The following is a 25,859-nucleotide window of genomic DNA, read 5'->3' on the forward strand; positions in this document are numbered from 1 at the left end:
ATTTCTATGGGACACCCTTCAAGCACAAACAGTTGTTTTATTTAATTAGGCCTTCTTTTTTTAAATACTCTCTGGCGATTTCTTCAGGGCTTTTTCCCCCGGCATTGACTTGATAGTTCATAGCCCGCATTTCATCGTCACTGATTTTTCCTGCAAGCTTGTTGAGAGCTTTGGCTAGCTCGGGATGTTCTTCCAGAGTTTTAGCTTTTAATAGAGGTGCTCCCTGATAGGGAGGGAAAAGCGTTTTGTCATCCTCAAGCACTTTGAGGTTATACTGCTGCAGTTCACTGTCGGTTGAATAGGCGTCGACTAAATTGATTTCGCCACTTTCGATTGCCCCATACCTTAGCTTCGGTTCCATTGTCACGACATTTGGGAATTCGAGGCCATACAATCTTTGGATGCCCTTGTACCCATCCTCGCGATCTGCAAATTCAAGGGTGAAACCAGCTTTTATCGTTGAGGAAATTTGGCCGAGATCTGAAATGGTTTGCAGTTTATGCTCTTCTGCCAGCTGGTCAGGGATAGCAAGTGCATATGTATTGTTATAAGCCATCGGCTCCAGCAGCTCCATATCAAACCGTTCCTTCATGCCTCCTTTTGCCTGACTGTACACTTCTTTGGCATCTGTACTAACTGCAGTTTCTTTCAGAAATTCTGAAATGGCTGTTCCAGTAAATTCCGGATAAAGGTCAATGCTTCCACTTTTAAGGGCATTAAATAAAAAGGAAGTTTTTCCGAGGCCCGGTTTCAGCTCTACTTTGAGGTCTGTTTCTTCTTCAATCAGGAGTTTATACATATTAATCAAAATCTCAGGTTCAGACCCCAGTTTACCCGCAATGACAATAGTTTTGTCATCCTGATTAGAAAGAAGCGGCAGGGCCACCATTAATAGCGCGACGACTGCAAATATTCCGATTGAAGCCAGTGATTTTTTAAAAGAAACTCTCTCAAACCAGCGAAGCAATAGGTCAAATAAAATTGCAAGCAATGCGGCAGGTACTGCTCCCAGGATAATTAAAGCAGAATTATTCCTGTCAATGCCGAGCAAGATCAAATCACCAAGACCTCCTGCTCCTATGAGTGCTGCAAGTGTCGCGGTACCGACAATTAATACCATCGCAGTCCGAATACCTGCCATGATGACTGGCAATGCCAATGGCAATTCAACTTTTGCCAAAAGCCTCCGGTTGTTCATTCCCATTGCACTACCGGCCTCAATTAAGGAAGGATTAACCTCCATGATTCCAGTCACGGTATTTCGCAGGATAGGCAGAAGCGCATATGCGACAAGGGCTATGATTGCCGGTACCTTACCAATTCCGAATATCGGAATTAACAACCCAAGCAACGCAAGAGATGGTATGGTTTGCAAAACAGCCGTGATTCCAATGACTCCTTCTGCAATCTGTTTTTTTCTTGTCAGTAAAATGCCAAGCGGAATTGCTATAAGTACAGCGAAAAATAAAGCGATGAACGAAATTTGAATATGCTCCAGTAACGCACTTATAAGCTGGTCTTTTCTGTCGCTAAACACGGAACTGAATGTGGCCACTTAGTTCACCTCCATCTGATGGGATAATAGACGGATGACTGACTGCCGGTCAATCATCCCGACAACCGTGCCATTTTCCATTATCACTACATGAGCGTGGTCGGATAGCAATGCAAGGATTTCGGGAAGCCCGGCAGAATTAGGGACAACTGGTGCATTCATAGTGGCTTCAGCGTCAACAGGCTGTATCGCTTCTAATACATTTACCTGCTCAGTTCCGTTTATCCCGACAAATTCACGGACAAATTTATTTGCAGGTGTTTTGAGGATTTCCTCTGGTGTGCCGGTTTGGACCACTTCACCATCCTTCATCAAGCAAATTCTCTCTCCAAGCTTCAAGGCTTCTTTCATATCATGGGTGACAAACACAATTGTTTTCCTGATTTGTTTTTGGAGTTTCAAAAGGTCATCCTGAAGCATTTCCCTACTGATTGGGTCAAGAGCGCTAAAAGGCTCATCCATCAAAATAATAGGAGGGTTGGCGGCAAGGGCTCTTGCCACACCGATTCGCTGCTGCTGGCCACCCGACAGTTCATTCGGCTTTCGTTTCCGGTATACATCCGGTTCAAGCCCGACCATGTCCAATAATTCATCAATTCGCTGGCTGATTTTCCTCTGTTCCCACTTTTTCATTTCTGGCACGATTGAGATATTCTCTTCGATTGTCATGTGTGGAAATAAGGAAATATCCTGAAGAACATAGCCGATATCCCATCGCAGTTCATGGATATCGTACTCACTGATTTTTTTATCCTGTATTCTAATCGTACCTTCCGAGATTGGAATTAACCTGTTTATCATCTTCAACATGGTTGTTTTCCCTGAACCACTAGGACCAATCAATACAAAAAATTCTCCTTCTCTTATTTCCAAATCAACATTTCTAACTGCATAAATTCCATTTCGATAGGTTTTCGTCACATTCTCAAACCGTATCATGATTTCCCCCCTCTACTCTACTACAGTCTTTTTCCCCTGTTATCCTACTATCAATCAAATAAAAGGGATGAATTAACGTTCAATATTGTTGTTCATTTTAACAGGTCTTGCATTTGTTTCAAATTATAAATCAGAAGTGGTAGGTGGTATCTTTATAGTGCTCATTCTAAATAAGAATATAGTTCCATTGCCTCAATTATCTTTATCCTTTTACTAGACTTTTTCTTCCGGAAAAAGGGAAATAGATAATCAAGTAGTAAAGCATTTTTATCAAGACTTGATATAGTCTGGTTATGACGTAGAACCCCTTTATGAATCAATAATTGGTATAGACAACTATATAACACAGATGATACTATGTAGGTGTTAAGAAGGGATGGAGTGAAGAATATGGATTACAAAACTACCAACACCTTGTTGCTCAAGGGAATTGATATTTATTCCGATGAAAAATGGATTCACAATGGGTACATTAAAATACAAAATGAAAAAATCGTTGAATTGGGAACTATGGAAAACCTGACACCACTAGAAGAAGGTGAGGTTCTCGGCCTCCCAACTAACTTTAAGGCAGTTCCTGGATTTATTGATGTTCATATCCATGGGACAAATGGAGCGGATGTTATGGACGCTACCATTGAATCTTTAAATGTGATGGCGCAGTCCCTCCCTAGCGAAGGGACTACAAGCTTTCTTGCTACCACAATGACCCAGGAAGAACAGCAAATTGAAAGAGCCTTAATCAACGCGGAAAACTACATTAAACATCATCAATCACCCGGTAAGGCTGAGGTATTGGGAATGCATCTTGAAGGACCTTTCGTAAATAAAACAAAAGCCGGGGCCCAACCTATCCAGCATATGATTGATCCAAATATTGAGTTATTTAATAAATGGGAAACCCTCTCTGGCCATACAATCAAACTAGTCACCCTTGCACCAGAGCTGCCAGGCGGCCTGGAACTAGTTCACTATTTAAAATCAAAGGAAATTGTTGCTTCAATAGGTCATAGCGATGCAACCTATGATGATGTAGTAAAGGCTATTGAGGCTGGCGCAACCCAGGTCACACATTTGTACAATCAAATGAGAGGATTGCATCACCGCGAACCCGGTGTTGTGGGAGCGGCATTTTTGAGAGAAGAACTAAAGGCAGAACTGATTGCGGACGGGATTCATGCTCGTCCTGAAATGGTCAAATTAGCCTACAGGCAGAAGGGGCCTAAAGGGATTATTTTAATTACCGATTCCATGAGGGCAAAGTGCCTTAAAAATGGCCATTATGATTTAGGCGGCCAGGATGTAACAGTCAGCGATGGAAAAGCAACCCTTGCGGACGGAACCCTTGCTGGAAGCATTTTAAAATTGCATCATGGGGTAAAGAACATTATAGAGTTTTCTGGCTGCCAAATTGAAGATGCAATTGAAATGGCCTCAGTAAATCCGGCAAAACAACTAAATATCTTTGATCGAAAAGGCAGTCTTTCTAAGGGAAAAGATGCCGATATTGTTATTCTTGATGAGAACAGGGATATTTATATGACAATCTGCCGTGGAAAGCTGGCCTATGTTAAAGGAGGAGAACACCATGAGAATAATACAAGCCAATAACTATGAGGATATGAGTCAACTCGCTGCCAATTATATAATAGACAAAGTGATTGCCCAGCCAAAATTCAAGCTTGGGCTCGCGACTGGGGGAACGCCATTGGGTGTTTACCAAAAGATAACGGCGGACCACAAAAAGAACGGCACTTCATACCAGCAGGTCACCACTTTCAATTTAGATGAGTATGTTGGGCTATCTGGGCAAAATCCAAATAGCTATCGCTACTACATGAATGACAACTTATTTAACCATATAGATATACAGGAGATAAACACATTCATTCCGCGTGGCGATGCAGGAGATGCACAAAAGGAATGCGAGGCCTATGAAAAACTGCTTGCTGAGCATCAAGGAATTGATTTGCAGCTTTTAGGAATTGGAGCTAACGGCCATATCGGATTTAACGAACCTGGCACATCATTCAATTCGAAGACCCATGTAGTTCAATTAGCACCTTCAACGCGTAAAGCGAATGCGCGATTTTTTAACAGCAGCGAGGAAGTTCCTACAAAGGCCATTACGATGGGAATCGCTACGATTATGAAGAGCAAGGAGATTCTGCTGCTAGTTTCCGGAGAACAAAAAAGCGAAGCCCTGAAAAGACTTTTGACAGGAAATGTTGATGAAAGCTTTCCAGCATCCGTGTTGAAACATCATCCACATGTTACCATTATCGCTGATAAGGCTGCAATTGCCGGATTAAAGGTTCACAGTTAGGTCTCCCAGATCCTGTTTCCTTTTATTGAAATGCAACCTTCTTTAGTCCAATTAGAAAGGATGCAGTTGAAAACGCCAATGATTAATAAGAATTCCCCCATCCCTATATATTATCAGCTTCAGGAGATTATAAAGGATCTAATAGATAAGGGAGAGCTGAAACCCGGTGATTTGCTCCCTCCAGAAAGGGAGTATGCTGAAAAATTTCAAATTAGCCGGATGACCGTAAGACAAGCATTGACACAGCTTGTACATGATGGATATCTGCATCGTTTACAGGGTAAAGGCACGTTTGTTTCAGAACGAAAAATTGAACAGCCACTCCATCAATTAAGAAGCTTTACCGAGGATATGGTTGCCAGAGGCCTAAAGCCAGCCAGTCAATTACTCTCTTTTGAAATTATTCCTGCTCCTGTCCAAATTGCCAGCAACCTCAGTATTCAGGAACATGGACCGGTATATGAAATAAAACGGATCCGGTTGGCTGATGATGTTCCAATGGCCTTTGAATCAAGTTATATCTCAGCAAACCTTGCCAAAGGCCTAACACAACAAATTGTAAAACAATCTGTATATGCCTACCTTGAGGAACAATTGAAACTTGAAATAGACCATGCCTCACAAGTGATTGAATCGTCAATTGCCAATGAGGTCGAGGCTAATTTTCTGAAGATAAATATAGGCTCCCCCATTATGCTTATTCAGCAACAAACGTTTCTAAAGGACGGGGCTCCTATTGAATATGTACGTTCATCGTATCGGGCGGACCGCTATAAATTCATGATTCAAATGAAACGCTAAACAAGAAAAGCGTAAGCGCCTTGCCCAGCGCCGTATGGACTGGAGGGCCTCGAAGGAGATAAAGGAAACACGATGAGCGAAAGCGAATCGATGTTGACTTATCGTAACGAGGGGACTGAAGTACATTAGGCGCTAGGCGCTGGAGCTAGACAGTTCTCAAAGTAAGATATACTTACTGTAAGAAAAACAAAAAGGTGTGTACGTATTAAACGTTCACACCTTTTTAATTACTATTTAAATCCCTTTAATCGATTTTTGATTTCTTGCAGATTCGGGAGGCCAGTCATTGCTCCTTTTTTAGTAGTGGCTAATCCTCCGGAAACACTTGCAAACTCGAGGACTTCCCTGATTTCCTTATCGGTGAAGTCTGCCAGATTTTTCTCAGATTCATTGATCGAATAAAGAATTCCTGAAACAAAGGCATCTCCTGCCCCTGTTGTATCCACTACTTTGCTTTCCAGTGCAGTAACCCTTCCAATCTGATTTTTAAAACAATATATACTTCCCTTTTCACCTAAAGTGACTACTATAAGCGGTAAATCAGGTATTTGGGCAATTCCTTCTTCTAAATTGCCTGCCCCAGTTAAAAACTCGAGTTCTTCCTCTGAAACCTTCAAAATATCTGCATAGGGGACAGCGGCAAGAATAGTCTCCCTTGCATGCTCTGGAGAATCCCATAAACCTAAACGGAGGTTTGGATCATACGAAATGAGCATCTCCTTTATTTTGGCCATTTCTAACGCCTTGAGAGTGGCTGACCTGGCAGGCTCACTGATTAATGAGATTGAGCCAAAATGAAGGATCTTATTTTTCTCAAACAGCTTCCGATCCAGTTCTTCTTCCTTAAGAAGTCTATCCGCGCTTGGGTTGATATAAAAACTGAAGTCCCGCTCACCAGAAGGCTCCAAGGTTACAAACGTAACACCCGTCCTGGCTTCCTCTGTAAACAACATCGATTCCGTATTGACGCCGTATTCGGTTAACGTCTCGAATAAAAAGTGACCAAGAACATCATTCCCAACCTTCCCAAGGAAAGTCGAGGCTCCCCCAAGCTTGGCAATTCCAACTGAAACATTTGCCGGTGCGCCACCCGGGGCTTTTTGATAGGTTAAATTATCCGGGTCCAGAGGGATAAAATCAATTAGCGCCTCACCCAAACATATTACTCCGTCCAACCTTGCCACCTCTTTCAAAAACTTTAGTCCAAGTCCCAATAGGTCATTCTGAATTCCGCTTCACTTTGAATGATGATAGTCTCGTCCTTTGGATTTGGAAAATACCGAGCAGTAAAAACCTCTTCTCCATTATTGACGAAAATCTCAAGGGAGGAGTGATCCATGAAAACATGAAGTTTAGTAACATAGTTTATATTGCATATCCTAGTTTCTACCGAATCTGTTTTTACATTTCGCCTTTGTAGGCTCATTTCCTGTTTATCAGGGTCAAAATATAAAGATGCTTCATTGCGGAATGAAATTTTAAATTGACTGGCTTTGTCATTAAAAAACTCCAAAAATAATTCAGATGAACTTCCCTTTATTCCTTCAAACAGACCTTGGCTTTCCTCCGTTTTGCCAAACTCCACTACTTTTGAATTTCTTCGAAGCTTTTTCAACTCAACGACCGGACTTTGATACACCTTGCCATCCCGCAGACTCAGTTCCCTCGGTATGGTTAAAGCATGAACCCAATGATTTTCCACCGTTGGCTGGAATGCTTCCGATTCATCCGTAATTCCCATCCATGCATAAAGAATTGTTCTCCCCGAGTCATCCTTAAAGGTTTGCGGTGCATAGAAGTCAAAGCCGCGGTCTAGTTCAGTGAAAGGGCCATGCTGAAAATCCGCTTTTTCGTAGTTAAGTTCTCCAACAAAATAGCCCGATTGGAACACATTTTGATAGTAATACCCGCAAGGCTCTAGTCCCTGTGGCGAAACGAGCAGAACATCCTTTCCATTCAGGTGAATAAGGTCCGGACATTCCCACATATAGCCAAACTCCTTAAGGCCATTCATTCCTGAACCGGCGATTCTCCCCACTTCGTCCCAATGGTATAGATCGTTGGAAGTAAATAAAACAGCCGTTCCCTTTTCATCTTGTGTCTGAGCACCGACAATCATATACCAGCGTCCATCCTTCTCCCAAACCTTTGGATCGCGAAAATGTGCTGTATAGCCTTTTGGCAGCTGAAGAATCGGACCGTGTTTTTCGAACCTGATTCCATCAGTGGAAACAGCAAGGCATTGATAGGTTTCCCTTGTCCCGTCTTCAAGCTTCACATTCCCAGTATAAAACAGATAAAGCTTTCCATCTGCCTCAATTGCACTTCCGGAGTAGCAGCCATTTCGTTCATACCATTCACTTGGGGCCAGGGCAATCGCCTCCTCACTCCACGTGACCATATCCCTTGATGTATAATGTCCCCAGAATTTGGCGCCATGAGAAGTATTAAAAGGGTTCCATTGATAAAATACATGATAGACCCCTTTAAACTGGATTAAACCATTTGGATCATTCAGTAACCCAACAGGCGGCATGAGATGATAATTCAATCGATACGGATCCTGTCTAACCTTATTCTTATAATTATCTACTGTGTTATAAGCTTCTTTAATAAGGAGAATTTCTTTCTCAGACATAGTAGAACCTCCTTGATGTGTCTTCTCCTAAAAAGAAAAGGCAAGTGAATTCTTGCCTTTTCCCATTGTTTACTGTTCAATTTCCTTTTTCATCTTATCTGAAAACCCGAACATCCATGTCAGTACGAATGCTACAGCAATTGCAATAACATTCACCAGGATATATTGCAAGACCTGTCCATTTAAATAGAGCAGGGTTCCAGGAATAACGGTAACCGCCATACCAGTTCCCTTAAGCCCAAGGATGGATGCCATGAATCCACCGATTCCTCCGCCAATCAATCCCATCAAAAATGGTTTTCCGTAGCGTAGATTAACACCGAATAAAGCTGGTTCTGTGATCCCTAAAAATGCCGATAACGATGACGGTAAGGCCAAAGCTTTTAGCTTGGCTGATTTTGTTTTTAATCCAACAGCCAGAGCAGCGCCACCCTGTGCGGCAACAGAACAGGTTACGATCGCATTGTACGGGTTATTTTTAAACTCGGATAGCAATTGAATCTCAAGCATATTGAATACATGGTGGACGCCTGTAATGACAATAAGCTGATTCAAACCGCCAAGCAATAGACCGCTAATTCCAAACGGCCATGAAAGGACATCAGTCGCGACAGATAAAATTCCTTTTTCAACAGTATGGAAAATAGGACCAATAATTAATAGAGATAATATAATCATCACGAGAAGGGTTAAGAAAGGTGTAACAATCAAATCCAATACTTCAGGGACACGTTTCCTGATTGCCCTTTCAAGCTTCGCGCCAAGAACTCCGGCAATAAATGCAGGTATGACGGAACCTTGATACCCGACGACCGGAATAAAGCCTAGAAATAGGATCGGGTCAGCTGTTCCGCCCGCAACAGCATATGCATTCGGCAGGGAAGGTGAAACAAGCATAAGGCCGAGGATTAATCCAATAATCGGTGTACCGCCGAAAACTCTAAAAGTTGACCAGGCAACAAGAGCCGGCAGGAAAACAAACGCTGTATCAGTCAATACCTGGGTGAATAATAAAAAGTTCTCTGAAATATCTTCCGGCTTCATTCCGAACAGAGCTAAGATTTGTTCCTGCATAATTAGACCGCGAAGACCCATGAATAATCCGGTTGCTACAAGGACTGGGATGATTGGAACAAATACATCCCCAAAGGTACGAATCGCTCTTTGAAACTTAGAACCGCTCTTAACTGCTTCATTTTTTTGTTCGGAGGCAGACTTGGTATCAAGTCCAAATTTAGTTACTTCTTCATAAATCCGGTTAACTGTACCAGTCCCAAAAATAATTTGATACTGTCCCGAATTAAAGAAAGCTCCCTTAACTTTATTGATGTCTTCCACTTGCTCCTGATTGATTTTCTCTTTGTCGTTCACCATGATTCGAAGCCTTGTAGCACAATGAGCCACAGATTGGATGTTGTCTTTTCCTCCGACTGCTTCAATCACAGCTTCTGCTATTTTGCGATTTTCCTCCATTATACTCACTCCTTTTTGTGTAATCGATTACATAAATAGTAAAAAAATTTTAAAAATTCCAGTCAACAATCTTTTATACCCTAATAAAGCCATTTTACTCTAAAAAATTCGTTTGTGGAATCGATTCCACAAACATTAAAAATAAAGTGTAACCGCCATAAACCAAGTATGGAATCGATTACACTAATATTATATACTCGAACGATTAAAAAGTCTATGATTAATTGTTTTGATTACATTTTGGCAATTCTCTCCGCTAATCTGCTTCATCAATAATCCAGCTGCCTCACGTCCTGCATCTTCTATTGAAAAATCAATTGTCGTTAAAGCAGGCGAACTATACCTGGAAAGTTCCGATCCTCCCATTCCAGCCACAGCTATATCGTTTGGCACAGAAAGCTCCTTTTCCTTGATATATTGTATGGCACCAATAGCAAGCCGATCTGTTACAGCAAGCACAGCAGATGGCTTTTGCTTTGCATTCTCGATAATGGCCTTCATGGAATCATATCCGGATTCAACATCAAATCTTCCTTTTTGAACCCAGTTTTGCTCAACAGGTAGTTTATGTTCTTCCAATGAATCCAAATATCCCTTTTTACGAAGATACCCTACCGATCGGTCTTTTTCATCAACACCAATAAAGGCAATATTTTTATGTCCTTTTCCAACAAAAAAGTTCACCATATCCTTGGAAGCCTGGTAATCATCAAAGAGTACATTAGCTAATCCAGGAATATGTTGGCCAACGGTTACAAATGGGATATTCAGCTGGTAGATTTCTTCAATTAATACCTCATTAATATTGGTGGCTGACAGGATAATCCCATCAACATGCCTGCTCTTTAAAAGCCTTAAGTACTCTATTTCTTTTTTAGGATCAAGATTTGTAATGGTAAGAAGAATTTGATAGCCTTCTTTTGCCAAGTTTTCATCCAGACCTTTTACAAGACGGCTTGATGTTTCGGTACTGATTTTTGGGAGGATAACACCAATCACTTTGGTCCTTTTGGTCCGCAATGACTTGGCATATTCATTAGGTATATACCCTGTCTCCTCAATTACCTTCAATACCCTATTCTTTGCATCTTCACTGACATATCCGGAATTGTTAATGACCCTTGAAACAGTTGTCCGTGATACATTTGCCCTTTCGGCTATTTCCTTAATTGTAATCATATTTACGTCCCCCTGGGCCGGTAGTTTAATAACTATATTACACAATTATTCTCCTATACAAAAATTTTTATTTATAGCCATTCTAATGACAATTATCTGCCAAAGGTCAATGACGCGAGGGGCTTTTTGTCTTTCTTTGAAAAAAGGAGCATACTTGTAATTCTTTTAACAGTCTCCTATAAGGAAGAATGCTTCTACTTATGACAAGGTTCCCCGTGATACATCTAAATGAGTTTTTATTGCTTCAGACATTATTTATACGTTCTACAAACTTCTTCGCAGCACGTGACAATGGAACATTTTTTAAATAACATATGCCAATACTCCTTTTTGGAATTTCCTCTTCTAGCCTTATCTCGTATAAATCTCCTCTTTCTAAATAATGACTTGAAAACTCTTTTATGACACAAGAAATACCTAAATTTATTTTTGTGAATTCTAATACCAAATCATATGACCCAAGTTCAAACACAGGTGAAATATGAAAGCCCCTCTTTTTAAAGAAATTTTCCACAAATATTCGTGAATTTGATTTCTTTTCTAAAAAAATTAGTGGCATTTTCATTAAATAGTCTAAACTAATCGGTTTACTCGTTAATCTTTTAAATTTTTCTCCACAGACAAAAATATCTTGAATCTCCTTACATGGGATGACTTGAAGGTGGTCGTCATAGATTGGCAAATTACATATTCCCACATCTGCCTTTCCGGATTTAATAAAATCACAGATTTCTGTTGTGGTTCCATTTAATATATTTAATTTGATTCCGGGGTATCTTACATGAAATTCTTCCAAATACGGTAGTAAAAAATAGCGTGAGATGGTATCTCCAACCCCAATACGCAATTGTCCAGTCCTTAATGTTTTAAATTCAAATAGCTTTTCTTCTGCGACGTTGATCATTCCCATGGCAGAATTAATATGCTCACTTAATAATTTTCCTTCATTTGTTAACTCTATGCCCTTAGATGTTCGATAAAAAAGTTGTATTTCTAACTCATTTTCAAGCTTCATAATAGCTTGACTAACTGCAGATTGGGTCATATATAATTCCTGTGCTGCTCTAGAAAAACTTTTATTTCGGCTAACGACGTTAAATATACGATATAAATCCAATTTCCCAATCATATAAGTACTCCTTATATCTGATATAATGAATATTAATTTTACTTATATCATTTTAGTGAGGTATAGTAAACACATAGCGTTTTAAAATAAGTAAATAATTCTATTAAAAGTGTACCCCGTTAGAGGAGAGATTAAATTGACAAGAGCCGTTGGAACAGTAGTTCGTGGGCTTCGCGGCCCCATCATCAACAAAGGGGATAATATTGAGCAAATTGTTGTTGATACAGTAATAAATGCAGCAAAAGTTGAAGAATTTTCGATTGAGGATCGTGACATTATAACAATAACTGAATCCATTGTCGCTCGTGCACAAGGAAACTATGCAACAATTGACGATATAGCTACAGATGTTAAAGCAAAATTCGGTAATGAAACGATTGGTATCATTTTTCCGATTCTTAGTCGTAATCGTTTTGCAAGCTGCTTGCGAGGAATAGCAAAAGGGGCAAAGAGTATAGTCTTAATGTTAAGCTATCCATCTGATGAAGTCGGGAACCACCTTGTAGACATCGACGAATTAGACAATAAAGGCATAAATCCATGGACAGATGTATTATCTGAAGCTCAGTTCCGTGAACATTTTGGTTTTGTCCAACATCCATTTACAGGTATTGATTACATCGAATACTATAAATCCCTGATTGAGGCTGAAGGTGTAACTTGCGAGGTTATTTTCTCAAATAACCCAAAAACCATTTTAGACTATACCAAAAACGTATTAACTTGTGATATACACTCACGTTTCAGAACAAAACGAATATTAACAAACAATGGTGCTGAAAAAGTATACGGACTCGATGATATCCTTTCAGAATCAATTAATGGCAGCGGCTATAATGAAGCTTATGGTCTACTTGGATCAAATAAAGCAACTGAAGACAGCGTAAAACTATTTCCAAACAACTGTCAACCAATCGTGGATGAGATTCAAGCAAAAATCAAAGAAGTAACAGGTAAAACCGTTGAAGTAATGGTTTATGGCGATGGAGCATTTAAAGACCCAGTCGGGAAAATATGGGAGCTTGCAGATCCAGTAGTATCACCTGCTTATACTAAAGGACTTAATGGAACTCCAAACGAAGTGAAATTAAAATACTTGGCAGATAACAACTTCTCTCATCTTCAGGGAGAAGAATTAAAACAAGCTATTTCCGAATACATCCAGAATAAAAAAGATGACCTAGTTGGTGCAATGGAAGCACAAGGTACCACACCTCGTAAACTAACAGACCTAATTGGATCATTATCTGATTTGACTTCGGGTAGTGGAGACAAAGGAACACCAATGGTCTATATTCAAGGTTACTTCGACAACTATACAAAATAAGATCAATACAAAAAGGATGTCTCCTAAATTCAGACATCCTTTTTTACTTTCATTATTTAACATACTCATACTGTAGGACTATTTAATTGTCTTCTATAGTAGTTGCAAGATTATAACCCATTTACTTATGGTAAGGTTCTCCCCGATTTATCCTGAACGCCCTATAAACCTGCTCAACTAAGATTAACCTCATCAGTTGGTGGGGAAAGGTCATTTTTGAAAATGAAAGCTTTTCATTTGCACGTGAAAGGACCTCACTACTTAATCCAAGCGATCCACCGATTACAAAGGCAATTTTACTTTTCCCGTGTAAGGCCAGCTTGTCCAAACTCGCTGCCAGTTCTTCAGAAGATTGCATTTTCCCTTCTATTGCTAATGCAATAACATGCGCATCCTGCCCTATTTTTGCGAGGATTCGTTCCCCCTCTTTTTTTTTGACCTGTTCCATCTCCGCTTCACTCATTTCCTCAGGAGCTTTTTCATCTGGCACTTCAATTATGTCTATTTTGGCGTAAGCAGATAGTCTTTTTGTATACTCTTCGATTCCCTGCTTAAGATATTTTTCTTTCAATTTACCAACCGTTACTATCGAGATATTCACAATCCACAGCCCTTTACAATTTAATTACAAACAGTTTACAAACAAGTTATCAACAGGAGTTATCCACATGTCCACATTTTTTATCCACATCTTGTATGAGATCATCCGTTCGCCACAACATATATTGCGGTTTTCTGACAGAATTCGCAGCTTGTTGATAACTTATCCACACCCACCTTATCTAGAATTTGACAGGTTTCCTGTTCATTTACCACCATATCCAAAGCAAGATCTACATGCTCTTAACAACAATAAATAAATGTTCCTACCTCCATTTATATACCTATCATCCACAATCAATGGTTAGTTATTCTTATCATACCAAAGCGGGATAGTTATCCACAAAGTACTTTAATACGATTCCTTTTCCCTCATTTTAAATACTTCACATAATTTATTATTAGAATAAAAACTTTGTAGCAAAGTAAGCACACCGGGTTCGAAGGAAATCACTTTAATAGGCCATCCATATATAATGCTCCGCGCCCAGCCGTCAAAAAAACGGCGGAACCTCTCAGGCTCCGCCGCTCTTAGGGTTACATATTATCCTCGCCAAGTTCAAGAGTCGTTTTCATCTCTTTCCCTTGCCTATAATACAATATCTCCATTTTCTCGCCAATCTTCTTTTTATTATATAAGTGCTTCCGTAGGTCGATGACATCTTCAATCTTTTCCCCATCCATTGAGACAATAACGTCGAGTTCCTTTAAACCGGCTTTATCTGCTGGAGAGTTTGGTACGACATGTCTAAGAGCAACCCCGTAATTAATTTTTTTCGGAAGGTTTAACTCCTCTTGCTGGAATGAGACAGGCAAATCAGAGACCGAACGTAAATCTACTCCCATATATGGCCTGCGTACTTCGCCGTATTGTTCAAGATCCTCAATGACTGGTTTTGCATAATTAATTGGAATGGATAGCCCAATCCCTTCTACAGCGGATTCAGCAATTTTCATTGAGTTAATGCCAATTACCTGTCCAGCAATATTAATTAATGCACCGCCGCTATTTCCTGGATTTATTGCAGCATCCGTTTGCAGGACCTCAGCCTGCCAATCCGGAATCCCATCCTGATTGATATCAACCGGAATGGCGCGCTCTAGCCCAGATATGATTCCTTGCGTGACGGAGCCCGAGAAAGTGAGGCCTAATGGGTTTCCAATAGCAATGACAGGCTCACCAGGCTTCAAGTTATCCGAATCACCAAATGAAGCAACCGTTTTAATCTGTTTGGCATCGACTTCCAGAACTGCGAGGTCAGTCCATATATCACTGCCTTTAAGCTTTCCAGGAATTTTATTCCCATCGGCAAGTGTCACTTCCAACTCATTTGCACCTTCGACAACATGATGGTTTGTCACAATATATGCTTTACTTCCCGATATTTTATAGATAACACCTGATCCAGTTCCCGCCGATTCTTCCTGCTCCTCACTGAACCAGAATCCACTGGATGTTTGGATATTGCTTATTCCTACAACAGCATCGGCCGCCTTATCAACTGCCTTTGTTACGTCTGTTTCAACATCAATCGCAATACTTTTACCATTTTCATTGTCCACTTCCTGAGGGTCTTTGTTGGTAGGTTCTACTATATAAGGAAGGACACCGGCATTGGATAGAATCGGTATTGTCATGATGACGATCAATGCACCAATGACCGCTCCAATTAGGCTGGTAAAGAAATATCCTTTTTTACTGCTCTTTTTCTCTGGTTCCCGGTACCGGGATTGATAATCCTGGTCATAATACCCCATACTCCAACTCCTCCTCTAATGCAGCAACCACGTTTTGGGCTCATACCATTATTATACTCGCTAGCCTTCTGTTTTCTAACTAAAAGCAACCTGGACAATTGCCTTTTTCCAAATTTATCATTTATTGTTCCTGCTAAAAAAGGGCAAACCCTTATTCAAAAGAATTAAGGTTTGCCCTTTTAAAACATATTAAACAGCTGTTAGTGCTGTCGGTATTCGTGGGTCTGTATCGTAGAGGTCAAATTGCTCCCCTATGAGGATTCCCCTGGTTTCTAGTGTCTGGGCGACAGCCATCCTCGCAAGATCCTTAATATTGTTATCAAGGCTAAGGTGTGCGAGATAAATCCGTTTTGTGTTATCCCCAGCAACTTCACTCATGGCAATCGCCGCATCCTCATTGGAAACATGGCCAACATCACTTAATATCCTTCTCTTTACGTTCCATGGATATCTTCCCATTCGCAGCATTTGAACATCATGATTGCTTTCAAAGACATACGCATCTGCATTCGAAATCGTGCCCTTCATTCTGTCACTTACATATCCTGTATCTGTAATCAGGACTAGTTTTTTTCCTTCTGAATGAAACACGTAAAACATCGGTTCAGCAGCATCGTGGGAGACGCCGAAAGATTCAATATCAAGCCCGCCAAAACTCTTGACTGTTTCCATACCAAAAACAAACTTTTGCTCCGTTGGCACCTCGCCAATAAGACCATCCATCGCCTTCCATGTTTTTTCATTTGCATAGATTGGCAGCTTATACTTTCTCGCAGCTACTCCGAGTCCTTTAATATGGTCACTATGCTCGTGTGTAACAAGAATACCTGACAAATCGCCCATGTTACGGCCAATTTTTTGAAAAAGCCCTTCCATTTGCTTTCCGCTCAAGCCTGCGTCGACAAGGAATGAATGGTCGCCTGATTCCACAAATATCGCATTGCCAGTACTTCCACTTGCAAGGACACTAAACTGCAATGTCATTCGACTTCACTCCGTTACTTCATTTTCGCCAATGTCAAATTCAATTACTTGCCCTTCAAAGGCATTCACATACAAGCTTTCCTTATTATTAACCTCAAATCTCCATGTCGGTGCAAACACCTGTGAAGACGCAAGCGGTACAATTGTGGAATAGCCTAACTCAGCGCTTGTGATTTTTGATTTTGGTTCAAGCATTCCGCGCTGATGAAGTATTTCAATTGCCTTTAATGGCTTAAAGACTTCCTCTTTTGAATCATCGTATTTCTTTATATCTTCCAAAAGTGTTTGCTCATAGGAAACAATTTGGTTTTTATCATTTAAATGAAATACGAGAATTCCATTGATATTCTGGTAAAAAAATTTATTCTCATAGGTTTGGAAATACGTAATTGTCTTTTCCTGCTCGTCTTTCTCCCAAAACTGATACTCACTGCCATAAAGAACATTCTCAGCTATAAAACCAGCCAATGAAACAGGCTCAAAATCCGTATCAATCTGGTATGGTTTATCCAGATTTGATAACAGCACCGTTTTTTGGTTAACTTCCACAGTCTGATTCTTGAGGCTCTTTGTCTCTTTTTCCGTGAAATTCTTTGGACGTGCACTTACATATTGATCCTTAATAGAAGCCTTTGGCAAATCAAATGTAATTTCAATTTCATCCGCTTTCAATTGGTCCTCTATAGTTGCCTCGATTCTTACCTCATACTGGCTAGTATCTCGTTTAATTAAAAACTGAGACAAGAGATATACATCAAGTATGAGGAAAGTAATGATAAAAATAGTTTTAATTCTACTCCAATCCACGCTTGATACCCCCTAACTCATCCGTGGAAATTTCCTCCCATGAATTATTGTAAAGGTAGAACCAAGCTGGCTCTAGAATAATAAGTCTTTGTGATTGGGGGTCCCTTTCCATCCTGTAGCCAAGAACAAGATTCTCAAGCATTTCTGGCTTGAAATTTTCCTTGCTTTCCAGGTATTCAATGACATCCCTGCCCGAGGGCCTAACCACTTTCGTAAACTCCAATGGAAGCTCCATTGAAAAAGTTGGCCTCTTAAATCTTGTTATTTCATTTCTGCCCCAAGCCTGGAATATTTCTGAAAGGCCGTTACTATTAAAGACAGGGTAGCCGTCCATACTATACATTCTAAAGGTGACTTCCTGGCTGTTTCCATCCATGCTGGCGAATCGGTAAGGGTCTGTCCAGCCGCTATGCTGATTGATAAAATCAATGCTTCTTTTTAATAAAGTGGCAGCCCCGGAAATATATCCATTGTCTTCGGATGGATTTACAAAAACAAGGTAGTTGTCATTCGTATAGATATTCATTTTACTGGAGTCATCTGTAAATTCTTCCCCATTCCCCACAAAACTCTTCAGGACAAGATTTGGATCTTCAAACAGTGCCTTTTTAAAACTTTCGGAGTTAAGGTTCATCGGCAAATATTTATATTGCATCATTTCAGTTTCATGTTCAGGTAAAAATATTCTTCGCTTCGCTCCGGCATTATAGGCAAAATACGATGAGTATTGATCAGCATTTTTAACATATTCCTCGTTAAATTGCTTCAAAAAAGAAGTGGAAATATAACTGACATAAATTTGCTGATTTGTTACGTTGGCAAAGTAGACTCTGCCACGATCCCTTTTCAGACTTGTCATATCAATTACAATTCTGTCAAATTGAAAAGACGGAATTCTTTTTTCTTCAAATTCAAGGACATTTCTAAAGAGCTCTATAGGAACTTCATGTGGAAATACCAGTTCAACCTTACCGGGTCCATGAACAGCCTGTTTAAAGTCGCCAGACTGCTCTGTAAAATTCTCCACATCAAAAAATACCCAGTCTGCCAATTCCTTCATCACTTTATCTACTTCGGTTGTTCCAAAATGTTGATCCTTTTCGTGATATAGGATTCGGTCAGGCTTGATTATACTCGATATTTCCTTTTTATCGCCCATCTCAACTTCTTCTACCAATTTTCCGCTCACGAGTGGGTCTAATTGGGGTTGATACGTCCAAAGGACCCAGGTTAATACAAAGCTTAGCAAGACTAGTACCGTAAGTAAAATAGATTTTATTGTTTCAAACTTCATGACCAGTCAACCTCTTCAGAGGGCTCATAAGGAAGCGTAAAAATAATTTGCGTGCCTTTTCCTTCCTCACTTGATGCCCAAATTGTTCCACCGTGCGCCATGATCATTTCCTTGGCGATAGCCAGCCCAAGTCCGGTGCCTCCCAACTTCCTAGTCCTCGCCTTATCTACACGATAAAAACGATCAAATACTTTTCCTATATTATCTTTAGGAATTCCGATTCCTTCGTCTTTGATACTTACCGTAATTTTCCCCTCTTCCTCTACCACAGTAAAGGTTACTTCTCCACCTTCAGGAGAATATTTCAGTGCATTTGAAATGATATTATCAAGAACTTGCGTAAGCTTGTCCACATCAATCTCTACAAAAAGAGATTTCCTAGGGAGGATTCTAGTAAATTGAACATTTTCTTCCTTTGTCATTTCAAATCTGTCAATAATCCTGTTAAAGAATTTAGTGAAATCAACCCATTCTTTTGAAAGCCGGTAGTCCCTGCTGTCCATTTTTGAAAGCTGGAGAAGGTCATTAACAAGCCGGATCATTCGCTCAGTTTCAGTTTGAGCAACATTCATAAACTGTGGACCAACTTCAGGATCGTTCATGACTCCGTCGGCAAGTGCTTCAAGATAACTCCTCATCGTTGTTAGCGGAGTCCTGAGTTCATGGGACACATTGGCCACAAACTCCCTGCGTTCAGCATCAATTTTTTCCTGTTCAGTAATATCATGCAACACTGTTATTAAGCCATTTACAAAGCCAGTTTCTTTTTGGATAACTGACAGGTTGGCTCTCAGGATGTAAGGATTGTGTTTCGTGCTGTAATCGAGAATAATAGAGTCGTTTATTTCAAGCAATTCTTCAAACGTATACATATCATCCAGATCCAAAAGCGAAACAATAGGCTCAGATAAAACTGTTTCACGTGAAACACCAAGCATTTTCGCTGCAGGCTCATTAATTACGATTACTCTGCCTCGCCGGTCAGTTGCGATAACACCATCTGTCATATACGAAAGGACCGAAGACAGTTTTCTTCTTTCCCCCTCCGTAGTTGCCTGGGCTTCCTGGAGCTTTTTAGTTAAGTTATTGAAGGTCATCGCAAGCGTACCTATTTCATCATAGCCGTATACTTTAACTTTCCTTGAAAAATTTCCCTTTGCCATAGCAAGAGCCTGTTTCTTCATGTCAGTAATCGGCCGAGTAATGGTTTGGGCAAGCAATGTGCCAAGGACGGCAGTAATACCGAGTGCAATCGCAGTACCTGTAGCCAGGATATTATTGATCATACTCATTTGCTCAAAAACGGATTCAATATTTGCCTCTATATGAATCGCCGCGATTGTCTTTCCATCTGATTTAACAGGATATGCCAAAACCCAAATCCTGTGGCCATTACTATCAATGAGAATTTCACTTTGTTCTTCTTCAAGTAACAGCGCGCGTTTAATTCTTAATTCTGTTGTCCGCTGTCCAACAACATTTTGGTCATTTGACTCAGATGTACCAATAATTTTAAGGGAAGCATCAATTAGCATCGCCTCAGTAATATCGTCTGCCGCAACAAAGTCACGAAGTATTTTCTTTACGTCTTCCTCCAGAGTAGGATCTTCTGGCAAACGCTCCTTTTCCATTTGCTCGACAAGATTGTAGCCAAGCATATTCACCTGGCCTTTGAGCGAGGTTTGGAAGTTGGTAGTCAGTGTTTCCTCCAACTGTCTTACGAAATATACGCCGATAATTTGGCCTGCTACTAAAATAAGCAATATATACATTAAAACTAGTTTTAATGTTATTGATTTAAAAAAACCGACTCTTCTCATGAAGATGTTTACTCCTGATCTGGATTTCGCAAGTAATAGCCTACTCCTCTTCTCGTCACAATCCAGGCAGGGTGGCTAGGGTTATCCTCGATCTTCTCCCTAAGCCTCCTTACAGTCACATCCACTGTTCGGACATCACCATAATAATCATATCCCCAAACAGTTTGCAGAAGATGTTCCCTAGTCATGACTTGTCCAATATGCTTGGCAAGATAATGGAGAAGTTCAAACTCACGGTGTGTCAATTCGATAGTTTCCCCCCGTTTAGAAACGACATACGCATCAGGGTGAATAGTTAAAGATCCAATTTCGATTTCGTTTGTAGCTCCTTCAGCTGCCTGTCCTATAGGAAGTTGGTGGCGCCTCAAATTCGCCTTAACTCTGGCAATTAATTCTCGAGTACTGAACGGCTTTGTGACGTAATCATCCGCTCCAAGTTCAAGTCCGAGGACTTTATCAATTTCCGAATCTTTTGCTGTTAGCATAATAATTGGCATTTCGTGTTTTTTCCTGACTTCCCTGCAAACCTCCATCCCATCACGAAGTGGAAGCATAATGTCAAGAAGGATTAGGTCAGGCTGGAATTCTTCCACCATTTCGATGGCTTCGTTTCCATCATACGCACAATAAACGGTATAGCCCTCTTTTTTTAAATTAAATTGAAGTATATCAGCAATTGGTTTTTCGTCATCTACAACCAAAATTTTCTTATCCATCCCAAAACTCCTCTCTTACCTGTATCTCTATCTCCAATACACACGTATACTACTTTACTTTACCATTTTGCACTCTATAAATCACCTATTAGAAGGAATTGGCGACAAGGGGATTATCAGGGTGCTATTCCAAAAAGCCCCCGACTTGTGCCGGGGGCTTTCCAAACTTTAATCATTTCAAATAATTCATTGGATTTTGCAAGCTGCCATTCTTATAAACTTCAAAATGCAGATGGATACCTGTGGAGTCACCTGTAGAACCCATATTTCCAATTTTCGCGCCTCTTGCTACAGTCTGCCCAACGTTTACATCAATTGATGAAAGATGAGCATAGACAGTACGGAATCCATTGTTATGATCAATTACGATCTTATTGCCATATGCCCCATCCCAGCCCGCTTGAACAACAGTACCATTGTCCGCGGCCTTTATTGTGTAGTTAGAAGGACGGGCAATATCAATACCCTTATGCATCTTTCCCCATCGATAGCCTACCTGGCTTGATACATACCCCCCTGAAGCTGGCCATACAAATGAACCTTCCCCGCGGGATGGGACAACCTTCGTTCCCCTTACAATAATGTGTTCGGCAGGTTTAGTTGTTATGGTTTCTTTTGCTACAGTTTTCTTTGTCACTTTTCCATTTTGTTCAGAAACGGTGTATAGGACACTCCGCGTGCCATTTTTCCCTTTTTGTTTTACCTTCTTTTCACCCTTGAACATCGATGCATCATTAACAATTTTAGTTTTAAAAGAAATAGTTTCTTTTTTAAATACTTCTTTTTCAACAACAACTTCAAGATATGGTTTTGGAACTGTAATAGAAAGTTTCTGGCCGGCTTTAATCAGTGACGTTTCTTTCATTCCTGGGTTAAGAGCCATTAATTGAGCAGTGGTGAGGTTTGCTCCTTCTGCTATTGACCCAAGTACATCCCCATCTCTAACTGTATATTTTTTTTCTTCCAGTGTTCCCTTCTGCAAAAACTTCAACGCTTGTTTAGGGCTTAGAATGTTCTTGGGCACAGTCGTCGTCTCTTCGATGGTTACATTCTCAGTAAGGCGAATATCAACAATTCGAGTCTGATTTTCTTTTAATGCGGGAAGAGCAATTGAAGGTTTGCTTTTCCTATCTTCAAGTTCCTTTAATTGTTTAGGTGTCACATACTGGAGTTTCAATTGTTTTATGACCTCTTCGGCCTCTAGCTTGCTTTTGAGATGAACAACAGGATTTCCATTGATTACGATGGCAGCGGACTCTACCTCTACCTCAAGCTCTTCGGAAAGCTTTTTGGCCGCCTGCTGGTTATTTGCAGTAGATCTAAAAACTTGTTCTGGAATATAAGTAATCTCCGAGCTAATTGTATAGGTAAGGTTTTTATTAGCCTGTTCCATTTGCTTAATTTCTTTATCCACGATGTCTTCAACTATTTCTTTATCTGTAACTGTTCCAATATATGTATCATCCAAATATACATAGTATACTGTCGTTAGTTCGGACTTTGCTTCAACAACTTGATTTGTAGAAAAAGCAAATGCTGATGCGGCTAGTAAAGCGATAAGTATTTTAGGCAATTTCATTTTTTTGCTTGTAAGCGTAAAGCGTTTTTTAGACATAACGGCCATTCCCTTTTCCTCCCTAAACGACGAGAACACAACTATGATTCTAATTATCTTCATTGGGAAATTTTTGTTTTTTCACACTTCTATACTTTACCATAAAAATATTTTTAAAGAATAAAAGTAAAAATAATGTAATATAATTGTATAATAGCTTACATTTTCAGGGAATTAGGTGAGGGATTTTAGCTGATTTTATGGGTGATTAAAAGCTTCAGGATAAAAATCATAGGCATAAAAGCCTATTATATCGCGTTTTTTGGAAGTTTCGACTATTTTCATAGTTAAAAAGACTTTTCGACATTATTTAGAAACAATGTTGGGAAATAAGTGGTTCTATATTACAAATTCATTACAATTGTGAAAAATTCCATAAAAATAAAGGGAGCAGAAATTCTGCTCCCTTTATTCCGTGTTTCACATTATATGGCGCGGGACGGAATCGAACCGCCGACACAAGGATTTTCAGTCCTTTGCTCTACCGACTGAGCTACCGAGCCTAAGTAATTATGTTACCTAATCCTTTTTAACTGCTTGTCCTTCGTCCCAATCTGAGGAAGATAGTTCAAGTAGCAGCTCGATTGGTACGCTGATGATTATTCAGCGAAGCTTACTCAACGTGCTCTACCGACTGAGCTACCGAGCCTATTTAAAACCACCAAAACATATTATGTATACCATTTCGAAAAAATGGCGGTCTGGACGGGACTCGAACCCGCGACCTCCTGCGTGACAGGCAGGCATTCTAACCAACTGAACTACCAGACCACAAAACATGACCCCTACGGGATTCGAACCCGTGTTACCGCCGTGAAAGGGCGGTGTCTTAACCGCTTGACCAAGGGGCCAATCATCAGAAAATGGTGAGCCATGAAGGACTCGAACCTTCGACCCTCTGATTAAAAGTCAGATGCTCTACCAACTGAGCTAATGGCTCTCATTACTATTCTTCCAACTGAACAACAATTTGCCAGTTGCGACGTTTTTTATAATAGCATAAGCACTAAATATGTTGCAAGTAGTTTTTACTATATTTTATTCTGAATATCATTAATCCATTAAACCTTCTTTCATTTCCCTTTTCTCCCTTACTTAAACATTAAACGTGTGGCACCATTCCCTTATTGGGAAAGGTGCCACCAATTAGCCTAAATGCTTGTTCTCCAAGGACTTCTGACAACATTCGTTTGTGAACGGTCAGGTCCCACGGAAAAAATGGATAACGGTATACCGGTAAGCTGTGAGAGACGCTCTAAATAATGTCGGGCATTCTCAGGCAGTTCACCAAGCGTTTTACAGCCTGTAATATCCTCTTCCCAGCCCGGAAATTCTTCGTATACCGGCTCGCACTCCGCAAGAACCTTCAGGCTCGCTGGAAACTCTTCAATGATTTCTCCCTTGTACCGGTAAGCAGAGCAAATTTTTACGGTCTTCAAGCCGGTCAGTACGTCAATTGAGTTAAGGGAAAGGTCGGTAATCCCACTTACACGTCTCGCATGGCGTACAACGACACTGTCAAACCAGCCAACCCTGCGCGGTCTTCCCGTTGTGGTACCATACTCACGTCCCACTTCCCTAATACGGTCGCCTATTTCATTATTCAGTTCTGTCGGGAACGGGCCATCTCCTACACGAGTCGTATAGGCTTTAGAAACTCCGACCACGTTCGTAATTTTTGTCGGTCCAACTCCTGAACCAATCGTCACGCCGCCAGCTACTGGATTTGAAGAAGTTACAAATGGATAGGTTCCCTGATCGATATCAAGCATAACCCCTTGTGCTCCCTCGAAAAGAACACGTCGCCCATCATCGAGTGCATCGTTGAGGACAACGGACGTGTCGCATACATATTTTTTAATCTGCTGGCCGTAATCATAATATTCTTCAAAAATTTCTTCTACGGTAAAGCCAGCAGTTTCGTATATCTTTTCAAAGAGGCGATTTTTCTCTTGTAGGTTCCTGGTCAGCTTTTCTTCAAAAGCTTCACGGTCCAGCAAATCAGCAATCCTGATGCCTATTCTGGCTGCCTTATCCATATAAGCCGGGCCAATTCCCTTCTTTGTGGTCCCGATTTTATTGGCGCCTTTGCTTTCTTCCTCAACCTCATCCAGTTTCAAATGATATGGAAGGATCACATGTGCACGGTTGCTTATGCGCAGATTATCAGTGGAGACCCCTTCACCATGCAAATAGGCAAGCTCTTTCACGAGTGCCTTTGGATCAACTACCATTCCATTGCCTATTACACATATCTTTTCACTATAAAAAATACCAGATGGAATCAAATGCAGCTTATAAGTAACTCCATTGAACTTAATTGTATGGCCAGCGTTATTTCCACCTTGATAGCGGGCAATAACTTCAGCATTTTCCGAGAGAAAATCGGTAATCTTTCCCTTTCCCTCATCACCCCATTGTGTACCTACCACAACAACTGATGACATACAGGCACCTCCGTATGTGCTTTTTTTTAATTTCACATTAATCCTATCCAATCTTATCAATTTCACTGTATGAAAGTCAATAAAATCCGAACGTTTTTTAAAAACCCATCCTAATTAGTTCGTAAAATAGTAAAATATACTTATAGATTCTTAATAGAATCTAACTATATAAATTAAAATGCTCAACCATTAATGGAATACAAGGTGACTTGCAGCTAAATGCTGGGCACCGATGATTATAAGCCTTTTTGGTATAGAACAAAAGCGCAAGCGCCTTCGTGACAGGCAAAAACCGCCTGTCCCTGCGATGATTATTCTCAGGAGCATCCCTTAGTGGCCATCGCCGTACAAAATGGAGGGGCTTCGACTGAGATAAAGTGAAACTTCCATCAGCGATTTTTGCTGATGGTTAGTTGAACGAATCGGACCTTTAGGATCAGTTGCCGACGGA

20 protein-coding genes, 4 tRNA genes and 1 pseudogene are annotated in these 25,859 nt (G+C 40.4%); 4 read left to right on the plus strand and 21 right to left on the minus strand.

Features of this window, described 5'->3' with window-relative positions; translation table 11 throughout:
* Positions 1–37: 37 nt before the first annotated feature.
* Both opuFB and TY16_RS03000 read right to left on the minus strand, forming a co-directional pair.
* Complete coding sequence (gene opuFB, locus TY16_RS02995) at positions 38–1,555, minus strand: osmoprotectant update ABC transporter permease/substrate-binding subunit OpuFB (RefSeq protein ID WP_043930255.1); 1,518 nt, start codon at positions 1,553–1,555, stop codon at positions 38–40.
* Positions 1,556–2,494, minus strand: a complete 939-nt coding sequence (locus TY16_RS03000) for an ABC transporter ATP-binding protein (RefSeq protein ID WP_043930256.1) — start codon at positions 2,492–2,494, stop codon at positions 1,556–1,558. It abuts the gene before it with no gap.
* Positions 2,495–2,884: 390 nt separating this feature from the next.
* Here TY16_RS03000 and nagA point away from each other — a divergent pair, with 390 nt between their 5' ends.
* From nagA to TY16_RS03015, 3 genes are all read left to right on the plus strand, one after another.
* Positions 2,885–4,105, plus strand: a complete 1,221-nt coding sequence (gene nagA / locus TY16_RS03005; RefSeq protein WP_043930257.1) for an N-acetylglucosamine-6-phosphate deacetylase — start codon at positions 2,885–2,887, stop codon at positions 4,103–4,105.
* A complete protein-coding gene (gene nagB / locus TY16_RS03010) occupies positions 4,083–4,820 on the plus strand; it encodes a glucosamine-6-phosphate deaminase (protein WP_043930258.1) in 738 nt (245 codons plus the stop codon). The genes nagA and nagB overlap by 23 nt, the downstream gene beginning before the upstream one ends.
* Positions 4,821–4,898: 78 nt before the next feature.
* Complete coding sequence (locus TY16_RS03015) at positions 4,899–5,621, plus strand: GntR family transcriptional regulator (RefSeq protein WP_043930259.1); 723 nt, start codon at positions 4,899–4,901, stop codon at positions 5,619–5,621.
* 230 nt (positions 5,622–5,851) lie between these two features.
* On the opposite strand, the gene TY16_RS03020 is transcribed toward TY16_RS03015, so the two are convergent.
* The 5 genes from TY16_RS03020 to TY16_RS03040 form a co-directional block, all read right to left on the minus strand.
* Positions 5,852–6,796, minus strand: a complete 945-nt coding sequence (locus tag TY16_RS03020) for an aminoimidazole riboside kinase (protein ID WP_043930260.1) — start codon at positions 6,794–6,796, stop codon at positions 5,852–5,854.
* 23 nt (positions 6,797–6,819) lie between these two features.
* Positions 6,820–8,259, minus strand: a complete 1,440-nt coding sequence (locus tag TY16_RS03025) for a glycoside hydrolase family 32 protein (RefSeq protein WP_043930261.1) — start codon at positions 8,257–8,259, stop codon at positions 6,820–6,822.
* Positions 8,260–8,328: 69 nt separating this feature from the next.
* Positions 8,329–9,732, minus strand: a complete 1,404-nt coding sequence (locus TY16_RS03030) for a sucrose-specific PTS transporter subunit IIBC (RefSeq protein ID WP_043930263.1) — start codon at positions 9,730–9,732, stop codon at positions 8,329–8,331.
* Positions 9,733–9,921: 189 nt separating this feature from the next.
* Positions 9,922–10,911: a LacI family DNA-binding transcriptional regulator gene (locus TY16_RS03035; protein ID WP_043930264.1), complete on the minus strand. Its 990-nt coding sequence runs from the start codon at positions 10,909–10,911 to the stop codon at positions 9,922–9,924.
* Positions 10,912–11,155: 244 nt separating this feature from the next.
* Positions 11,156–12,040, minus strand: coding sequence for a LysR family transcriptional regulator (locus tag TY16_RS03040; RefSeq protein WP_043930266.1), 885 nt, complete (start codon positions 12,038–12,040; stop codon positions 11,156–11,158).
* 136 nt (positions 12,041–12,176) lie between these two features.
* On the opposite strand from TY16_RS03040, the gene TY16_RS03045 reads away from it, so the two are divergent.
* Positions 12,177–13,367, plus strand: a complete 1,191-nt coding sequence (locus TY16_RS03045; RefSeq protein ID WP_043930268.1) for a coenzyme F420-0:L-glutamate ligase — start codon at positions 12,177–12,179, stop codon at positions 13,365–13,367.
* A gap of 121 nt (positions 13,368–13,488) precedes the next feature.
* Here TY16_RS03045 and rlmH read toward each other — a convergent pair whose 3' ends face one another.
* The 14 genes and pseudogenes from rlmH to TY16_RS03110 all read right to left on the minus strand — a co-directional run bounded on the left by rlmH (position 13,489) and on the right by TY16_RS03110 (position 25,408).
* Positions 13,489–13,968, minus strand: coding sequence for a 23S rRNA (pseudouridine(1915)-N(3))-methyltransferase RlmH (gene rlmH / locus TY16_RS03050; RefSeq protein WP_043930269.1), 480 nt, complete (start codon positions 13,966–13,968; stop codon positions 13,489–13,491).
* A gap of 101 nt (positions 13,969–14,069) precedes the next feature.
* Positions 14,070–14,198, minus strand: a pseudogene (locus TY16_RS25530) (CxxH/CxxC protein); the annotation flags it as partial.
* A gap of 306 nt (positions 14,199–14,504) precedes the next feature.
* Complete coding sequence (locus tag TY16_RS03055) at positions 14,505–15,725, minus strand: S1C family serine protease (RefSeq protein WP_043930270.1); 1,221 nt, start codon at positions 15,723–15,725, stop codon at positions 14,505–14,507.
* Positions 15,726–15,914: 189 nt separating this feature from the next.
* Positions 15,915–16,709: an MBL fold metallo-hydrolase gene (locus TY16_RS03060; RefSeq protein ID WP_043930272.1), complete on the minus strand. Its 795-nt coding sequence runs from the start codon at positions 16,707–16,709 to the stop codon at positions 15,915–15,917.
* Between the two features lie 6 nt (positions 16,710–16,715).
* Positions 16,716–17,516 carry a two-component system regulatory protein YycI gene (locus TY16_RS03065; protein WP_043930273.1) on the minus strand — a complete coding sequence of 267 codons (801 nt, stop codon included), beginning with the start codon at positions 17,514–17,516 and terminating at the stop codon, positions 16,716–16,718.
* On the minus strand, positions 17,503–18,810 hold the full coding sequence (locus TY16_RS03070) for a YycH family regulatory protein (RefSeq protein ID WP_043930274.1): 1,308 nt from the start codon (positions 18,808–18,810) through the stop codon (positions 17,503–17,505). The genes TY16_RS03065 and TY16_RS03070 overlap by 14 nt, the downstream gene beginning before the upstream one ends.
* Positions 18,807–20,630: a cell wall metabolism sensor histidine kinase WalK gene (gene walK / locus TY16_RS03075; RefSeq protein WP_043930276.1), complete on the minus strand. Its 1,824-nt coding sequence runs from the start codon at positions 20,628–20,630 to the stop codon at positions 18,807–18,809. Before walK ends, TY16_RS03070 begins: the two co-directional genes overlap by 4 nt.
* Positions 20,631–20,638: 8 nt before the next feature.
* Positions 20,639–21,346, minus strand: a complete 708-nt coding sequence (yycF, locus tag TY16_RS03080) for a response regulator YycF (RefSeq protein ID WP_043930277.1) — start codon at positions 21,344–21,346, stop codon at positions 20,639–20,641.
* Between the two features lie 172 nt (positions 21,347–21,518).
* Positions 21,519–22,970, minus strand: coding sequence for a M23 family metallopeptidase (locus TY16_RS03085; protein WP_043930278.1), 1,452 nt, complete (start codon positions 22,968–22,970; stop codon positions 21,519–21,521).
* 421 nt (positions 22,971–23,391) lie between these two features.
* Positions 23,392–23,464, minus strand: a tRNA-Phe gene (locus TY16_RS03090).
* Positions 23,465–23,655: 191 nt separating this feature from the next.
* Positions 23,656–23,732 (minus strand) — tRNA-Asp (locus tag TY16_RS03095).
* Between the two features lie 8 nt (positions 23,733–23,740).
* Positions 23,741–23,812 (minus strand) — tRNA-Glu (locus tag TY16_RS03100).
* A 13-nt stretch (positions 23,813–23,825) separates the two neighbouring features.
* Positions 23,826–23,901: transfer RNA gene (locus tag TY16_RS03105), tRNA-Lys, on the minus strand.
* A gap of 211 nt (positions 23,902–24,112) precedes the next feature.
* The gene (locus tag TY16_RS03110) at positions 24,113–25,408 is read right to left on the minus strand and encodes an adenylosuccinate synthase (protein WP_043930279.1); all 1,296 of its coding nucleotides are present in this window, start codon (positions 25,406–25,408) and stop codon (positions 24,113–24,115) included.
* Positions 25,409–25,859: the final 451 nt, after the last annotated feature.

The sequence above is a fragment of the Bacillus sp. EB01 genome (assembly GCF_000613125.1).
Lineage (GTDB): Bacteria > Bacillota > Bacilli > Bacillales > Cytobacillaceae > Bacillus_D.

What these genes read in the sequence shown, in the direction of transcription:
- TY16_RS03060 (WP_043930272.1), bottom strand. Translation starts at nt 16,709, where the DNA reads ATGACATTGCAGTTTAGTGTCCTTGCAAGTGGAAGTACTGGCAATGCG.
- TY16_RS03085 (WP_043930278.1), bottom strand. Translation starts at nt 22,970, where the DNA reads ATGGCCGTTATGTCTAAAAAACGCTTTACGCTTACAAGCAAAAAAATG.
- TY16_RS03025 (WP_043930261.1), bottom strand. Translation starts at nt 8,259, where the DNA reads ATGTCTGAGAAAGAAATTCTCCTTATTAAAGAAGCTTATAACACAGTA.
- TY16_RS03040 (WP_043930266.1), bottom strand. Translation starts at nt 12,040, where the DNA reads ATGATTGGGAAATTGGATTTATATCGTATATTTAACGTCGTTAGCCGA.
- walK (WP_043930276.1), bottom strand. Translation starts at nt 20,630, where the DNA reads ATGAGAAGAGTCGGTTTTTTTAAATCAATAACATTAAAACTAGTTTTA.
- TY16_RS03110 (WP_043930279.1), bottom strand. Translation starts at nt 25,408, where the DNA reads ATGTCATCAGTTGTTGTGGTAGGTACACAATGGGGTGATGAGGGAAAG.
- TY16_RS03030 (WP_043930263.1), bottom strand. Translation starts at nt 9,732, where the DNA reads ATGGAGGAAAATCGCAAAATAGCAGAAGCTGTGATTGAAGCAGTCGGA.
- TY16_RS03055 (WP_043930270.1), bottom strand. Translation starts at nt 15,725, where the DNA reads ATGGGGTATTATGACCAGGATTATCAATCCCGGTACCGGGAACCAGAG.
- nagA (WP_043930257.1), top strand. Translation starts at nt 2,885, where the DNA reads ATGGATTACAAAACTACCAACACCTTGTTGCTCAAGGGAATTGATATT.
- TY16_RS03035 (WP_043930264.1), bottom strand. Translation starts at nt 10,911, where the DNA reads ATGATTACAATTAAGGAAATAGCCGAAAGGGCAAATGTATCACGGACA.
- TY16_RS03000 (WP_043930256.1), bottom strand. Translation starts at nt 2,494, where the DNA reads ATGATACGGTTTGAGAATGTGACGAAAACCTATCGAAATGGAATTTAT.
- nagB (WP_043930258.1), top strand. Translation starts at nt 4,083, where the DNA reads ATGAGAATAATACAAGCCAATAACTATGAGGATATGAGTCAACTCGCT.
- yycF (WP_043930277.1), bottom strand. Translation starts at nt 21,346, where the DNA reads ATGGATAAGAAAATTTTGGTTGTAGATGACGAAAAACCAATTGCTGAT.
- TY16_RS03015 (WP_043930259.1), top strand. Translation starts at nt 4,899, where the DNA reads ATGATTAATAAGAATTCCCCCATCCCTATATATTATCAGCTTCAGGAG.
- TY16_RS03070 (WP_043930274.1), bottom strand. Translation starts at nt 18,810, where the DNA reads ATGAAGTTTGAAACAATAAAATCTATTTTACTTACGGTACTAGTCTTG.